Here is a 15,942-nt window from a genome sequence, read left to right as displayed (position 1 = left end):
CCCGGTGCAGGACCAACCGGTGTCTCGGGCGAATCGGCCTCCTGCCGCAGATTCTCCGGCGTGGCACTCGCCGAAACCGCGGGTTCCTCCGGCGCGGCGGACGGATTGCCTTGGTCCGCTGGGATGTCCGGCCCGGCCGACTCGGTGTGCACTGCGGGTGAGGTCACAGAGGAGTCGTCCGTGGGAGCGCCGGGGATACCCCCGACCACGGCCGGATTCGGGCGTTGCGCCGCCGCGCCCCGGCCCGCGGCGATATACGCGGCGGCCGCGTTTCCGAGCGCAGGCGAGTTACCGGAACCAGCGAGTGGCTGGTGCGTGGATTCTTCGGCGGCGTCCGGGGTATCGGCAGCGCGCGCACGGTCGGCGGGCGGGGGTGCTGCAGACCCCTGGCCGGATGAGTTGTCGGTGGACGCAGACGAGGGGCCGGAGCGGCCGATCACCGGCCCGACCGGTGGATGACTTCCCGAGCCATCGACCGGTATGCTTCGGCACCACTGGATTTCGGCGCCCACGTGGTGATGGGCTCGCCCGCGACGCTGGCGTCCGGGAAACGGACGGTGCGCGCGATCGCGGTGTCGTAGACCAGGTCACCGAATACCTCGACCACTCGCGCCATGACCTGGCGGGAGTGCAGCAGTCGAGCGTCGAACATGGTGACCACTATTCCGTACAGGCTCAGCCGCGGGTTCAGCCGGTCCCGCACTTTCTCCACGGTGTCGTTGAGCAGCGCGAGCCCGCGTAGCGAGAAATACTCGCATTCCATCGGAATGATCACGCCGTCCGAGCAGGCCAGGGCGTTGACCGTGAGCAGGCCGAGCGAGGGCTGGCAGTCGATGAGGATGTAGTCGTAGCGGTTGCGCACCGGTGCCAGCGCGCGGCCGAGCGACTGCTCCCTGCCCACCTCGTTGACGAGCTGGATCTCCGCGGCGGACAGATCGATGTTGCTCGGCAGCAGGTCCATGTTCTGGACGCGGGTCTGCATCAGCACGTCGTCGATGGACACGTTGGAACCTATGAGCAGGTTGTGCACGGTCTGGTCGAGAGTGTGGTGGGCCACGCCGAGACCCGCCGACAGCGCGCCCTGCGGGTCCAGGTCGACCAACAGCACCCGGCGGCCGTATTCGGCCAGCGCGGCACCGAGGTTGATGGTGGAGGTCGTCTTGCCTACTCCGCCCTTCTGGTTGCACATGGCGACGATCAGGGCGTCGCCGTGCTGCCCCACCGGCGGCGGGTCCGGGACCAGCCGCAACGGACGGCCCGTCGGGCCGAGCGTCGCGTCGTCCGGGACCGGCTCTGCCCCGGTGCCCCACAGCGTTTCCGCCGCGGCGTCCGAGTACGGACCCGGTCGCGGGCCCTTGAGCGGCTCCGCCCCAGCACCCATCGGCGGCTCTGCCGCGCCGGCTGTCGTCACGATCCGCTGCTCCTTATACGTTCCTGCCGGTTGCCTCGCCGAGCGTAGCGAGGCCGATCAGTGCCCGACCTCGCTTTCGTACGGCCCAGCTCTCGATAGACGCTACCGCTTGACGGCACTCGAGTGCCGCGCCTGCGCGCGGCGTGTTCGCCCCGCGCTGGTCAGCGCCATTGCGGGCCGCCGTCGAAATGCACGTCGAACCGGTCGTGCAAGTCGTTCATGCTGTCCCAGTCCGCCTCCCCGCGTGCGATCCGGCCGAGTTGCCGGAAATACTCGAAGCGGACGATACCCGGTGTGAGGACGGCCAGAAACTCCGCGGGCCCGCCCGCGTCGGCGCCGAAGGCGTGCACGACATTCGGCGGGATCACCACCAGGCCGCCTTTGCTCACCTTGCTCAGTTCGCCATCGACGAGAAAGTCCATCGTCCCGTCCAAGATGTAGAAGATCTCGGTCGATTCGGTGTGGTGATGCGGCCGAGTGCCGTCCGCTCCCGCGGCGAGGGTCAGCCGATTGGCGCCGAACAGCCCCTCGGACTTCTCGCTGTCCTCGAGCAGCCGGAACGACCCGCCGCCGGGCAGCGTCACCGCTTCGACGTCGGCTTCGTGGACGATGAAAGACCTTGCCATGCAACTCACCTCGCGTTGTGCGCCGATTCCCGCCGCGGCCGTCCGCAGCGCCGCGGACTCCGTCCACCGAACAACCGGACCGCGGTCCTGTTTGTTCCGCGCATCGTACTGCCCCCTACCGCGTTCGCAGATGCATCCGCCGACCAGCCGAAATAGCCCTGACTCCATAGGGATTCGTCATCGCATCGTCGGGATCCTGCGCCGGCCCGGCGGGTTCGAATACACCACGATTTGGCCGCCGAACGCGCCCGGAACCCGGGAAGACTGCGCCCGAAGGCTCAGCGGGCTCGGGGATGGGCGGTAGCCCAGACCTCGCGCAGCGTGGTGACCGTGACCAGCGTGTAGACCTGGGTCGTCGTCACGGACGCGTGACCGAGCAACTCTTGCACGACGCGGACGTCGGCTCCACCGTCGAGCAGGTGGGTGGCGAAGGAGTGGCGCAGCGTGTGCGGCGACACCGCCGCCGCGATTCCCGCGCGTTCGGCGGCGGTCTGCAACACCTGCCACGCGCTCTGCCGGGACAGGCGGGCGCCGCGCGCGTTCAAGAACAGCGCTCCGGCGTTTCCTTTCCCGTGCGAGGCGAGCATCGGCCGCCCCCGCACCAGGTAGGCGTCCACGGCGGCGAGGGCGGGCCGCCCGATCGGCACCACGCGCTGCTTGCCGCCCTTGCCGCGCAGCACCACCGCCCGTTCCTCGGTGTCCAGATCGTCGACGTCCAACCCGACCATTTCGGAGATCCGGGCGCCGGTGGAGTAGAGCATTTCCAGCAGGGCCCGGTCACGCAGGCCGCGCGGTCCCCCGTCGGCGCCCGCCGCGGCGTCCGGCTTGTCCGCGGATCCACCACCCGCGGCCTCCAGCAACTTCAGTACCTGGTCGTAGGGCAGCGCTTTGGGCAGCCTGCGGCCCGGCGTGGGCGGCTTGACAGCGTGTGCGACATCGGTGCCGGTCAGCCCCTCCGCCGCGGCGAAGCGATGCCATCCGCGCACCGCGATCAACGCGCGTGCCGCCGAGCTGGCCGCCAGCGCCGGGTGCCCGCCGCCCCCCGAGCGCAACGTGACGGTGAACTCGGCGACGTCGGACTCGCCGACCTGGCCGAGCGAGCCGATCCCGCGCCCGCTCAGGAAGTCGAGGTAGCGGCCGAGATCGCGCCGATACGCGGCGAGAGTGTTCGGCGCGAGACCGCGCTCGACGGCGAGGTGGTCGAGGTAGGCGTCGAGTTCGCGGGCGAGCACGACCGCTCAGTCTTCGGACTTCCGCGCCGCTTGGCGGCGAAGAAGGGCGGTGGGCTGCCCGGACCACGGCGCGTCCGGCGGACGCAGCTCCGCGCCGCCGACCCGCGCGGCCGCCAGCGCGAGCACGCCCGCGACGGCGGTGGCGTTGACGATCTCCCCCGCCAGCGCCGCCCGCACGGCCGCGTCGACCGGTATCCGGACCACTTCGAGATCGGCTTCCTCCAGCTCCGGCTCGGGCCGGTCGGTCTCGTACAGGTCCCGTGCCAGGTACACCCGCAATGCCTCGTCGGTGAAACCGGGCGAGAGCATCACATCCACCAGCACCGACCACTCCCGCGCGGCCAGCCCGGCCTCCTCGGCCAGTTCCCGCTGCGCGGCGAGCAGCGGGTCCTCGCCGGGCACGTCGAGCAGACCCGCGGGCAGCTCGAGCAGCCGCGCCCCGATCGGGTGGCGGTACTGGTTGATCAGCACCACGTTGTCGTCGCCATCGATCGCGGCGACGGCGACGGCGCCGTGATGCTCGACCACCTCGCGCTCGACGACCCGACCGCCCGGCATCGACACCTGGTCGAGCCGCAACGCCAAGATGGCGCCGCTGTAGACGGTCCGGCTGGATACGATCTCGAATTCGTGGCTGCCCGGTTCGGCAGCGCCTCCGGTGAGCGTGGCCCGGTCGTCGGTCATGCCCCGACCTTATCGGCAGGAGCGGACACTCCCCGGTGACGAGGACCGCCGCGCGCGGGCCCGCCCCTCATGCGACTACGCCTTTTCCGTCGCACCTGCGAGTTCGTCGTCGGGGATGTCGACCGGAAGCCGTTCGGCCGCCTTGTATTTCAGCGCCGCCGAGATCAGCGCCGCGAACAGCGGGTGCGGCCGGGTCGGACGGCTCTTCAGTTCTGGGTGCGCCTGGGTGGCGACGAAGAACGGGTGCACGTCGGCGGGCAGCTCGACGAACTCGACCAGATGTCCGTCCGGCGAGGTGCCGCTGAACGTCAAACCGCTCTCGGCGATCTTGTCCCGGTAGGCGTTGTTCACCTCGTAACGATGACGGTGCCGCTCCGAGACGCGCTCGCTGCCGTATGCCCGGGCGACGACCGAGCCCTTCGCCAGCGTCGCGGGATAGGCGCCGAGGCGCATGGTGCCGCCGAGATCGGCCTCACCGGCCACGGCCTGTTCCTGGTCGGCCATCGTGGAGATGACGGGATGCGGCGTGTCGGGCTCGAATTCGGCCGAGTTGGCCTCGGCCAGACCGACCGAGCGGGCGGCCTCGATCACCATGCACTGCAGACCAAGGCACAGACCGAGCAGCGGAATGCCGCGGGTGCGCGCGTAGTGGATCGCGCCGACCTTGCCCTCGATGCCGCGGATGCCGAATCCGCCGGGAATCAGCACGGCGTCGACGTCGCGCAGCGCCTGCTGCGCGCCCGCCGGGGTCTCGCACGCGTCGGAGGGCACCCAGTGGATGTTCACCTTGGCGCGTGAGGCGAACCCGCCCGCGCGCAGCGCCTCGGTGACCGAGAGATACGCGTCGGGCAGGTCGACGTACTTGCCGACCAGCGCGACCTCGACCGTCTCGCGCGGTGAGTGCACCCGCTCGAGCAGGTCGCCCCACACGGTCCAGTCCACGTCGCGGAACGGCAGGCCGAGCCTGCGCACCACGTAGGCGTCCAGGCCCTCGCGGTGCAGCACGCGCGGAATGTCGTAGATCGACGGGGCGTCCGGGGTGGAGATGCAGGCGTCGACCTCGACGTCGCACATCAGCGCGATCTTGCTCTTCAGCGCCTGCGGGACCTCCCGGTCGCAGCGCAGGATCAGCGCGTCGGGCTGGATACCGATGTTGCGCAGCGCGGCCACCGAGTGCTGGGTCGGCTTGGTCTTCAGCTCGCCGGAGGGGGCGAGGTAGGGCACCAGCGACACGTGCAGGAAGAAGACGTTGTCCCGGCCGACGTCGTGGCGGATCTGGCGGGCGGCCTCGAGGAACGGCTGCGACTCGATGTCGCCGACGGTGCCGCCGATCTCGGTGATCACCACGTCCGGCGTCTGCCCTTGCAGATCCGGGCCGCGCATCGCGAGGATGCGGTTCTTGATCTCGTCGGTGATGTGCGGGATCACCTGCACCGTGTCACCCAGGTACTCGCCGCGGCGCTCCTTGGCGATGACCGACGAATAGATTTGCCCGGTGGTCACATTCGCGTCCCGGGACAGGTCCCGGTCGAGGAAACGCTCGTAGTGGCCGACGTCCAGATCGGTCTCCGCGCCGTCCTCGGTCACGAACACTTCGCCGTGCTGGAAGGGGTTCATGGTGCCGGGATCGACGTTCAAGTACGGGTCGAGTTTCTGCATCGTGACGCGCAGCCCACGCGCCGTCAGCAGCTGCCCGAGGCTGGAGGCGGTAAGACCTTTACCCAATGAGGAGGCGACACCACCGCTGACGAAGATGTGCTTCGTGGCCGTTCGCGCCTGAATCCGTGTTTGACCCACGGGTCTTCACGGTAACACGAATCCGCCCGTCCGTTCGAATGCCACGCCCGTTTGCCCACCGATCGCCGGGCTGTATTTCAGAGCACAGACATCCCGACTGTGAAACGGGTCGCGGCACGGTCGCCAGCCGCATCGCCACGCTGCGGTGCCGATGAAGCGACTCACCGAAGCGGAAGCCGACTGTGCAGCTCCAAACCGCCGAAGACGTGCATCCCCGACGCGACGGCGCATCGATCGACCGCTCAACCTGGCAGAGCGGCCAGGGTGAGCGACGTCGCTGCGGCACCGGTGCCGTAGCGGCCCGCGCCGCCGTTGAGTTGTTCGCCGAGCGCCAGAACCGTGGTGACGCGACCGAGGTCCTTTTCGAGGTTGTCGACCGTGCTGACCTGGGCGGCGAGCGCGGCGTCGGTGCGGACGACGGCGATCGGCCCCTCTCCCTCGGCGGCGCCGGCGCGACCGGCCAGCACCACGCCGGAACCGCGGCCACGCAGGGCGCCCGCGAACCGAGCGGTATTCGCGCCCATGCTGTCCCGGGCCGCGTCGACGCCGTTTCCGGTGACCACCACGGCGAGCTGTGCCGGACGGACCGGCGTATCGCCGTAGGCGAGGAAGCCGCCGCCGCGCAAAGTCTCCAGCACCAGCCCGAGCTCTTGCGGAGTGCTCCGGGGTTGCCCGTTGGCCGGGTCGAGCAGCAGCACCAGGCCGAGCAAATCACCGGCCATGCTCCCCTGGTCGACCGCGCCGGTCCGCAGCTGCGCCCCCGCCGGGATCACGTTGGTGAGGGCGGTGCGCATCCGGTCGCCCTCGGTCGCGTCGACGAAAGCGTCGGTGAACGCGATCCGGCCGGTCACGGCCGCGCCGGAGGTCTCCAGCGCTTTCGTCACCGCGTCGACGTCACCGGGATCGGCGTCGGGTGTCGTGAACACAACGACGCCGCGGTCGGCGAGGGCGCCACCGAGAATGCGCCCGGACGACCCGGCGATGAACCGATCGGCGGCCATGACCTGATCCGCGAGCCACCGGTTCTGATCGGTGAGGGTATCGACCTGCTGGCGCAGATCGGTCTTGTCCGCCCGCAAGCCGGACAGCAGATCGGCGGCGAGCGTCTGCGAGCCGAGCACCACGCCGATGGCGAGCGCCAGAAAGATCGCGGCGATCGAGGTGGCGTGCTGGCGCATCGTAATCATCGTCCTCCCTCGGCTATTCCCACGAACCGGTGCGCGCCTGCGCCCAGAGGGCGACGCGGTTCCAGTTGTCGACGGCCCAGTCCATGACGTCCGCGCCGCGGTTGGAGGCCAGCAGCACGACGATCACCGCGACCAGCGCGGCGAGCACCACCAGCGCGACGGCGACCCCGGACACCCGGTTGCGGTACAGCGTGGCGACGGCCTTCGCATCCACCAGCTTGGTCCCGACCTTGAGCCGGGTGAGGAACGTGGCCGGGTTGCTGTGGCGGCGGCCGCGATCGAAGAAGTCGTCGAGCGAGGCCGCAGCGCCCGCGACGACGATCAGCGCCGCACCGTGATGGTCGGCCAGCAGCAGCGCCAGATCGGCGGCGGAACCCGACGAAGGGAAGGTCGTCGCGCCGATGCCGAGATCCTGGATGCGGTCGAGTCCCTTCGCGTGGCCGTCGGTGTCGGCGGGCAGGATCACCTCGGCGCCGCATTTCATGGTCGCGGAGGTGATCTCGTCCGGGTCGCCGACGATGATGTCGGGGCGGTAGCCCCGCCTCCGGAGCGTGTCCGCGCCACGGCCGACGCCGATCAGGATCGGGGCGTATTCCTTGATGAACGGCTTGAGCCGCTGCAGGTCCTCGGCGTGGTCCGGTCCGTCGGCGACGACGACCACGTGCCGCTGCTTCAGCACCAGATCCAGTTCCGGCACACCGAAGCCGTCGATGAGCAGCGCGCTCTCCGTGCGGATGAATTCGATGGTGTTGCCGGCGAACGCCTCGAGGTGATCGGCCAGACCGTTGCGCGCCTCGATCATCCGCTCCGCGATGGCGGACTCGGTGAGCTCGATGCCCTCGACGAGGACCTCCGGCTCCTTCTTGATCAGCTTGTCGGCGTAGACGACACCCTCATCGATCCGGACCCGCACGCCGTCCTTGATCTTGCTGAACGCATCCGAACTCACCGTGTCCAGCAGCAGGATTCCATTGGCCACCAGTGCTTCCGGGCCCAAGTTGGGATAGCGGCCCGAAATGGAGGGCGAGGTGTTGATCACCGCGCCCACACGGGCCTCGACCAACCGGTCGGCGGTCATCCGGTCGAGGTCCATCTCGTCGAGCACGACGATGTCACCCGGGCCGACGCGCCCGAGCAGTCGGCGGGTGTTGCGATCCACCCGGGCTGTCCCGGTAAGCCCCGGCAGCGTTTCGGTGTTCCTCGACAACAGCGCCAGCATTTTCATGCGCCGATGATGGCGGCAAACCCTCAACCATTGGTGGAGGCGCGCCGAGCAGCGAATGAGCAGCTACTCCCGCTCGGACAGTTCGAGACTCGGCCACAGCCGACCCCGGCCAGTATTTCCGAGCTCCGCAGGCAGCCCCGACGACATCGGCACCATTTGTGACGCGGACAACACGATCACCGAGCGGCGGATGGAGTACCTATATGCTGCCCGTCACAGGTAACTCGAAGAGGAGAACCATGGCCAGCACCACCGTCGACGCCGTCATTGCCGCCCCACGTGAGATCGTGTACCGGCTCTTCGCCGACCGCGAGAGCATCAGCCCCTATCTGCCGGTCCAGGTCAAGCTGACCAAGCCCGGCCTGACCGAACGCGAAGGCGTCGGCGCCCAGCACCTGATCGGGGTCGGCCCGGTCGGCGTCACCGAGGAGATCACCAAGCTGGTGCCCGGTGAGCGGATGGAGTACAAGATCGTCAAGGGCGCGCCGGTGAAGCGGCACGTCGGCATCGTCACCTTCGCCGACGCCGACAACGGCACCCTGGTCTCCTACACGATGGAATCCGACCCCATGCTTCCCGTGCCCGCCAAGGTGGTGGAGCTCGGCTTGAAGAACCTGATCGGCGTGTTCATGAAGGGCGCGCGGAAAGCGGTGCGCTGATCGTCAGCGCGTCACCGCCGCGGCGCCGGATTTCTCCGCGCGCGCCGTCGCCAGCAGTTCTTCCGCGTGCGCCCGGCCGGTCTCGGTGTCGTCGAGCCCGGCCAGCATGCGGGCCAGCTCGATGACCCGCTCATCGTTGGTCAGCGCGCGAACACCGCTGTTGACGGCGCCCTTCCCGTCGTCGGACTTGTCGACCACCAGATGGGTATCGGCGAACGCCGCGACCTGCGGCAGGTGAGTCACCACGATGACCTGGTGAGTCCGCGCCAGCCGGGCCAGCCTGCGACCGATCTCGACCGCGGCCCGGCCGCCGACACCCGCGTCGACCTCGTCGAACACCATCGTCGCGCCATGATCGGAGCTGGCCAGCACCACCTCGAGCGCCAGCATCACCCGGGACAGCTCACCGCCGGAAGCGCTCTTGCTCAACGGCAGCGACTGCGCGCCCGAATGCGCGGACAGACGGAACTCGACCTCGTCGATACCCGCCGGACCGGCATGCAATTCCTGCCCGTCGACGGTGAGCGGCGCCGAGTCCTGTGGTCCCGCGGGCAGCGGTCGCACGTCGACCTCGAGACGCGCTTTACCCATCGCGAGACCACCCAGCTCGGCGCTCACCGCCGCCGCCAGCTTGCCCGCCGCTTTGGTCCGCGCCGCGCTCAGCTTCGTCGCCGTCTCGCGCACCCGCCCGGCGGCGGTATCCACCTCGGCGGCCAGCTTGGCCAGCGCTTCCTCGGAGACGTCGAGTGAGCCCAGCCGCGCGCGCGCGTCCTCCGCCCAGGCCAGCACGCCGTCGATATCGGGTGCGTACTTGCGGGTCAGCGTCTTCAGCTCGGCCTGCCGGGTGAGTAGCGAATCCAGCGCGCCCGGATCGGAAGGCAGATCCGAGAGATAACCGCTCAGCTCGGTGGTCACGTCCACCACCACCGCGATGGCGTCGGCCAGGCGCGGTGCGAGGGCGGCCAGCGCGGGGTCCTCGGCCGCTTCGATGCGGGCGCGTGCGGCGCCGAGCGATTCCAATGCGCCGGAGCCATCTTCGGGCGTGTCGGCCGGTCCGGCCAGCGCGTCGTGTGCGGTCGCCGCCGCCTCGCGCAACGAGTCCAGATCGCTGAGCCTGCGGACCTCGTCGACGATGCGCACATCCTCGCCGGATTCGGGTGCGATACTGTCGATTTCGCGCAAAGAGTGCTCGAGCCGTTCGGCCTCGAGCGCCAACTCCCTACTGCGCGCGGTGCGTTCGAGCAGTTCGGCGCGCGCGTCGAGCCACGATCGGCGCTGCGCCTGGTACTTCCGCAGCAGCGGCCCCACCGCGTCGGCGGCGAACTGGTCCAGCGCGGACAACTGCTGGTCGGGGCGTTGCAAACGCAGCTGATCGTTCTGGCCGTGCACGGTGAGCAGGGGCGCGGTGAAATCGGCCAGCACCGAGGCGGGCACGCCGCGCCCGCCCAGATGCGCACGGGAACGTCCGTCACTGCCGACCGTCCGGATCGCGATGATGCTGCCGTCGTCGTCCTGCTCGGCCGCGGCCGATTCCAGCACTCGCGTGACTTCGGCCTTGGCGGCTTCGTTGACGTCCTCGACGGTGAATCGGCCCTCCACCACGGCACGGGACGCGCCGAGCCGGACCCGGCCCGCGTCCGCGCGCGCGCCGCTGAGCAGATGCAGGCTGGTCACCACCATGGTCTTACCCGCGCCGGTCTCGCCGGTCAGGCAGGTCAGTCCGGCATGGAACTGCGCGGTCGCCGTGGAAATGACGCCAAGGCCGTCAATCCTGATCTCTGTCAGCACGTGTGCTCTCCGTTCGCCGTCGGCCACGCCAGCCTGTCACGGGCAATTGGAACTTGCGCACCATCCGGTCGGCGAACGGTGCGGAGTCCAGCCGCACCCAGCGCACCGGCTCGGCGCCGCGAACCGCCTCCACTCGGCCGCCGCTGGGCAGTGCGAGCGTGCGCCTGCCGTCCAGGAAAACTATCGCATCGTGTCCGGTGGCCACCGATTCGACCGCGATCCGCGAATCCGGGCTGGTCACCAGCGGCCGCGCGAACAGGGCGTGGGCGTTGCTCGGGATGACCAGCAGCGCTTCGAGTTCCGGCCACACCACCGGGCCGCCCGCGGAGAAGGCGTACGCCGTCGATCCGGTCGGCGTGGCGATCAGAATGCCGTCGCAGCCGAACGCCGACACCGGCCGTCCGTCCACTTCGAGCACCACTTCCAGCACACCCATGCGGGAGGCGTTTTCGATGCTCGCCTCGTTCAGCGCCCAGCCGCTCTCGACCGCTTCGTCGTCGACCCGGACGGTGAGGTCGATGGTCATCCGATGCTCGATCCGGTAATCGCGCCGGACCACTTGGGCAAGCGCCTCGTCCAAGTGCTCGGCCTCGGCCTCGGTCAGAAAACCGATGCGCCCCAAATTGATCCCGAGCACCGGCACCGCCGCGGGACGCGCCAGCTCGGCGGCGCGCAGGAAGGTTCCGTCGCCGCCGAGCACGAGCACCATCTCGCAGCCCACCGCCGCTTCCGGGCCGTGCTCGACCACGCGCACCGGATAGCCACCCGGCTCGGCCTCGAATCGGGTGCTGTCCGCCTCGTCGGCGAGCACGCGCAGGCAGATGCCCGCCTCCGCGAAGATCTTCGCCACCCGGTGGGCGGTCTCGATGATTTCCGCCCGCCCCGGATGGGACACCAGCAAGATCTCCCGGCCGCAGGGCTTGGCCGGCGCGTTCACTGTGGACCCTCCTCAACCGCACGCTCGACCAGCGCCGCCACCAGCTCGCGGTCGTATTCCCACTGCCCGTCGTTGCGCAGCCACAAGAAGTATTCGACATTGCCGGACGGACCTGGTAGCGGGCTCGCCACAACGCCGACGGTACGCAGGCCGAGGGCCGCGGCGGAGGCCGCGACCGCGCACACCGCTTCGGCACGCAGCTCCGGATCGCGCACGACGCCGCCGGAGCCGACGCGCTCCTTGCCGACCTCGAACTGCGGCTTCACCATCGGCAGCAGGTCGGCGTCCGGCGCCGTGCAGGCCGCCAGCGCGGGCAGCACCAAGCCCAGCGAGATGAAGGACAGATCCCCCACCACCAGTTCGACCGTGCCGCCGATTGTTTCGGGTGTCAGGTTGCGCACGTTGGTGCGATCGAGGATCCGCACGCGCTCGTCGTTGCGTAGGCGCCAGACCAGCTGCCCGTAGCCGACGTCGACCGCGACCACCTCCCGCGCCTCCCGGCTGAGCAGCACGTCGGTGAAACCACCGGTGGACGCGCCCGCGTCCAGGCAGCGCTTGCCCGTGACGGACAACCCCTCCGGCTCGAACCGCTCCAGCGCGCCGAGCAGCTTGTGGGCCCCGCGTGAGGCCCAGGAGACCTCGTCGGGTTCCTCGCGCACCAGCAGCGGCGTGCCCGCCTCGACGGCGGTCGCCGCCTTCACCGCGACCGTTCCGGCTATCAGGACGCGGCCCGCACCGATCAGCTCGACCGCGTGCTCTCGCGATCGGGCCAATCCGCGGCGAACCAGTTCCGCGTCCACCCGCGTGCGTCTGGCCACCTCAGATCTTGTCCACCGTGGCCAGTGCCTGTACGAGCACGTCATGTGCCTGCTCCAGGATGCGAGCGCGCCGGGTGATATCGACTCCGGCTTCGGCGCTGTCGGTAGCGGGCGCCGCCCCGCTCGAGCCGGGTCGCTCGAGCTCGGCGAGCAGACTGTCCACCTCGTCGCGGATCCGATCCGGGTCGGCCGGCTCCGGGCGCCCTTGCGCACCCGGATGCTGACCGGGCAATGGGACCCCGGGCCTGGGACCATGCCCACCAGCGGGCGTTCCGGGAACGTTCGGACGGGGCGTAGGTGTAGTCATCGTGGCGTCAACGCTATCGGATTTCCGAACCGGACGCGCGGACCGTCACAGCTCGTCCCGGGTTACGCCGAAGGACCGCACCGAGGTCGGTATCCGGGTCGAGGTCGATAGGTGCGTGGTTGAGAGCGTCCAGCGAGTCGGAGACATAGGTAGGGGTCCGCTCGTCCGGTGCCTCGCGCAGCTCGTCCAGGGTGCTGACGCCGGTCAGCACCAGCAGCGCGTCGAGGCCGACACGGTTTGCGCCTTCGATGTCGGTGTCGAGGCGATCGCCGACCACCAGTGCGCTGCGGGAGTCCGCCCGGATGAGCGCGTCCTCCAGCAGGGGCGGGTACGGCTTGCCCGCCACGAGCGGCTCCCGGTCGGACGCGGCCCGCAGCGCGGCGACCATCGCACCGTTGCCGGGCGCGAGGCCACGTTCGTTCGGCAATGTCTTGTCGGTGTTCGCCGCGACCCACAGCGCGTCCGCACGCAACGCATAGGCGGCCTCGGCCAGGTCCGGCCATGCGGTATGGGGTGAATGGCCTTGTACCACCGCGGCCGGCGCGGCGCCGTCGAAACGCCGGATCGAGCGCAGCCCGACGGCGTCCACCTCGGCGGCCAGATCGTCGGTACCGACGACCAGCACCGGTGCGCCGGGGTCGAGTCGCTCGGCCAGCAGCCGGGCGGCCGCTTGGGCGCTGGTCACCACGTCATCGGCGGACGCGGGGAAGCCGAGTTCGGCCAAATGCGCGGCCACTATCGCCGGTCCCCGGCTGGCATTGTTCGTGACGTACACCAGCCGCTGGGCCGCGTCCCCGCTCGCGGTCAACGCGTCCGGCGCGCCCTCGATCACCTCGTGCCCGCGATACAGCGTGCCGTCCAGATCCAGCAGCAGGGCTCGGTAGCGATCCCGTAGTCGCTTCACACCACTCTCACTCCGTGTCACCGATCGGCGCTGTGCCGACTCGCATTCCGCCGGGCTCTCCAGCAGCACAGCCGCTCGGCGAGTCCGAGACACTCGAACATTACGCCAGACGGCCGACCGGAATGACGTGGCGTCAGCCACTCGCCAAGCCGGATACCCAGCGCCATCACGCAATCCACATACACCACACGGAGGGCGGCACCGGGCTGGCGCCACAACCCTCGCTGACGCCAGCCCAACTCGAGCCTCATCGCCGGAGTCACCCCCTGCGCGATGCCAGCTGCGGCGAATCCGGGCCGTCGCACCGTCCCATTCAGCCGGCCCACTGCCGGATCCGTCCGATGGCCGCCGCGACCGTGCACACCGCTACGGTCTGGACCGCGGAAATCGCGCGACGCAGCGGAGCCGACTCGATCCTCGAGACGGCATCGCCGTCGCCACCAACGTTCGCAGCCGCGAGCACGGCGGTGCCGCAACCAGCCAACGCGAACCGATGCTCGCTGCGATCGGGCGTGCTGCCCGGATCGCCGGTCAGAGATCGATGTCGCCGGTGAGTTCGGCGGCGCGCTCTTCCGCGTCGGTTTCGCCGTCCAGGTCGGCCGATGCGGCGTTGAGGAACCAGGTGAGTCCCTCATCCGTCCGTCCCGCGGCGACCAGGGCGTCGGCGTAGGCGTAGAAGAGGCGGGCCGCGGCCGAACCGGTGCGGGACGGGTCGAGGTCCGAGGTCTGCAACGTTACGACCGCTTGGTCGTACTGGCCCAGATCCATCCGTGCGCCAGCGACGACGATCCGCAGTTCAGTTGCCTCGTCTCCGCGCAGGGCACGCCCCTCCTCGCTGCGGCCGAGTTCGATCGCGCGTTCCGGTCGGCCGAGACCGCGTTCACAGTCGGCCATCACGGCCAGCAGGCCGGAACCACCGGACATCCGGCGGGCCGTCCGCAACTCCGACAAAGCCTCCGCCCATTCACCGGCGTGGTAGGCCACGACCCCCGCGGTCTCGCGAACCACCGCGATCCGACCGGCACGCTGCCGGGCCGCCCGGGCGTGCGCGAGAGCCAGACCCGGCTCGTCGTCGACGAGCCGTACTGCCATCACGAGATGGCGTGCGACCGTCTCGGCATTGCCTTTGTCCAGGCTGAGCAGGTCACGCCGGACGGCCGGATCGAGATCGGTCGCCTGAACGTCGTCCGGCAGATCGGGTTCCTCCGGACGCGGGGGACGCCGGTCGAACGACCGGCCGCCGCCGACATGGGCCCCTTCGCCGCCACGACGACGGTCCTGTGACCCCTCGCCGCGCGATGCCCAGTCGTCACGATCCGTCCCGCTACGGCGCGCATCGGCACCCCGATCCGTACTCGGGCGGCGCCGATCATCCGCGTCATCCCGACGCCGGAAGCCCGACTCGCCACGCCGCCCGGCATCGCCGGACTCGTCGGAGCCACCACGGCGTCCGAACCGTCCGCCTCCACCGGGCTCGCCGCGGCGCACATCGCTCCGGTCGCCGGTTTCGTCGCGGCGACGCCGGAATCCGCCCCGAGCCTCACCTCGATCGGAATCACCACGAGGACTCGACTTTTCACCCGAGCGGAAGCCGCCGCGGGACTCATCGCGCCGGTCACCGGCATCGCTCCGGCGTTTGAAGCCGCCACGTTCTCCGGAGTCCTCGGAACGTTTGAAGCCACCACGATCTCCTGACCCGCCGCGGCCGGTGAAGCCGCCCCGCGCACCGGAATCGTCGCGGCGCTCGAATCCGCCTCGCCTCGGCCCATCGTCTCCGCGGCGGTAGGTGCCGCCCTCACCACCACGGTCACCGGGCCCCTGGCGCCGGAATCCACCGGACGAGCTGCCGCGCTGGTCATGGCGGCCGCGCTCACCCTCACCCCGGCGGTCGAACCCGCCCGAGGTGTCGCGTCGCTGGGAACCACCACGGTCGGAGGAATCGTCGCGCCGACCGTAGCCGCCCGACTCTCCTCCTCGTGTGAAGCTGCCGCGGTCACCGGAATCGGCCCGCCGCTTGAATCCACCGCCCCGTCGGCTCGCATCATCGCTATCGCCTCGCCGACCGGACCCGGAGTCGGGAGCGCCACGCCGGAAGGGCTTCCGATCGTCGTTTTGTTCCGGCACGGTGCTCCCTTTCTGGATTTCGCGTGAAAATCTGTTGGACCCACAAATTCAATCACGTACCCGCTGTGGGACCCGGGCACGGCAATTTCCGTCCGAGCACTACCCGGTGCTCAAACGCCGATAGGGGACCCAGATTCTGGGTCCCCTATCGTGAAGGATGTTCCGGCGGTGTCCTACTCTCCCACACCCTGTCGAGTGCAGTACCATCGGCGCTGGCAGGCTTAGCTTCCGGGTTCGGAATGG

General features: G+C 69.8%; 14 protein-coding genes. 1 reads left to right on the top strand and 13 read right to left on the bottom strand.

Translation table 11 applies throughout. The annotated features are described in order from the left end of the window. Positions 1-436 precede the first annotated feature (436 nt). The 7 genes from AB0M45_RS16705 to steA form a co-directional block, all read right to left on the bottom strand. Positions 437-1,411 (bottom strand): ParA family protein, encoded by a 975-nt coding sequence (locus AB0M45_RS16705; protein ID WP_364329095.1) that lies wholly within the window; start codon positions 1,409-1,411, stop codon positions 437-439. 161 nt (positions 1,412-1,572) lie between these two features. Then, the gene (locus tag AB0M45_RS16700; RefSeq protein ID WP_364329092.1) at positions 1,573-2,037 is read right to left on the bottom strand and encodes a cupin domain-containing protein; all 465 of its coding nucleotides are present in this window, start codon (positions 2,035-2,037) and stop codon (positions 1,573-1,575) included. A 278-nt stretch (positions 2,038-2,315) separates the two neighbouring features. Next, positions 2,316-3,269 carry a site-specific tyrosine recombinase XerD gene (xerD, locus tag AB0M45_RS16695; RefSeq protein ID WP_364329089.1) on the bottom strand — a complete coding sequence of 318 codons (954 nt, stop codon included), beginning with the start codon at positions 3,267-3,269 and terminating at the stop codon, positions 2,316-2,318. A 6-nt stretch (positions 3,270-3,275) separates the two neighbouring features. Beyond that, on the bottom strand, positions 3,276-3,953 hold the full coding sequence (locus AB0M45_RS16690) for an NUDIX hydrolase (protein ID WP_364329086.1): 678 nt from the start codon (positions 3,951-3,953) through the stop codon (positions 3,276-3,278). A 75-nt stretch (positions 3,954-4,028) separates the two neighbouring features. Beyond that, entirely contained in the window at positions 4,029-5,750 is a 1,722-nt protein-coding gene (locus AB0M45_RS16685; RefSeq protein WP_364329083.1) for a CTP synthase, read from the bottom strand. A gap of 242 nt (positions 5,751-5,992) precedes the next feature. Next, entirely contained in the window at positions 5,993-6,937 is a 945-nt protein-coding gene (locus tag AB0M45_RS16680) for a copper transporter (RefSeq protein WP_364329080.1), read from the bottom strand. Positions 6,938-6,950: 13 nt separating this feature from the next. Continuing rightward, positions 6,951-8,162 (bottom strand): putative cytokinetic ring protein SteA, encoded by a 1,212-nt coding sequence (gene steA, locus AB0M45_RS16675; RefSeq protein ID WP_364329077.1) that lies wholly within the window; start codon positions 8,160-8,162, stop codon positions 6,951-6,953. A gap of 239 nt (positions 8,163-8,401) precedes the next feature. On the opposite strand from steA, the gene AB0M45_RS16670 reads away from it, so the two are divergent. Next, entirely contained in the window at positions 8,402-8,821 is a 420-nt protein-coding gene (locus tag AB0M45_RS16670; protein ID WP_364329074.1) for an SRPBCC family protein, read from the top strand. 3 nt (positions 8,822-8,824) lie between these two features. Here the strand turns inward: AB0M45_RS16670 and recN are convergent, their stop codons facing one another. The 6 genes from recN to AB0M45_RS16640 form a co-directional block, all read right to left on the bottom strand. Then, positions 8,825-10,609, bottom strand: a complete 1,785-nt coding sequence (recN, locus tag AB0M45_RS16665) for a DNA repair protein RecN (protein ID WP_364329071.1) — start codon at positions 10,607-10,609, stop codon at positions 8,825-8,827. Next, on the bottom strand, positions 10,587-11,546 hold the full coding sequence (locus AB0M45_RS16660; RefSeq protein ID WP_364329068.1) for an NAD kinase: 960 nt from the start codon (positions 11,544-11,546) through the stop codon (positions 10,587-10,589). Before AB0M45_RS16660 ends, recN begins: the two co-directional genes overlap by 23 nt. After that, a complete protein-coding gene (locus AB0M45_RS16655) occupies positions 11,543-12,364 on the bottom strand; it encodes a TlyA family RNA methyltransferase (RefSeq protein WP_364329065.1) in 822 nt (273 codons plus the stop codon). Before AB0M45_RS16655 ends, AB0M45_RS16660 begins: the two co-directional genes overlap by 4 nt. Before the next feature lies 1 nt (position 12,365). After that, positions 12,366-12,671, bottom strand: a complete 306-nt coding sequence (locus tag AB0M45_RS16650) for a hypothetical protein (RefSeq protein WP_364329062.1) — start codon at positions 12,669-12,671, stop codon at positions 12,366-12,368. A 13-nt stretch (positions 12,672-12,684) separates the two neighbouring features. After that, on the bottom strand, positions 12,685-13,575 hold the full coding sequence (locus tag AB0M45_RS16645) for an HAD-IIA family hydrolase (RefSeq protein WP_364329059.1): 891 nt from the start codon (positions 13,573-13,575) through the stop codon (positions 12,685-12,687). Positions 13,576-14,106: 531 nt separating this feature from the next. Continuing rightward, positions 14,107-15,063 (bottom strand): hypothetical protein, encoded by a 957-nt coding sequence (locus AB0M45_RS16640; RefSeq protein ID WP_364329056.1) that lies wholly within the window; start codon positions 15,061-15,063, stop codon positions 14,107-14,109. Positions 15,064-15,942: the final 879 nt, after the last annotated feature.

It is taken from the genome of Nocardia sp. NPDC051787 (assembly GCF_040681325.1).
In the GTDB taxonomy this organism is placed as follows: domain Bacteria; phylum Actinomycetota; class Actinomycetes; order Mycobacteriales; family Mycobacteriaceae; genus Nocardia.
This window is presented reverse-complemented; position numbering and strand designations above follow the sequence as displayed.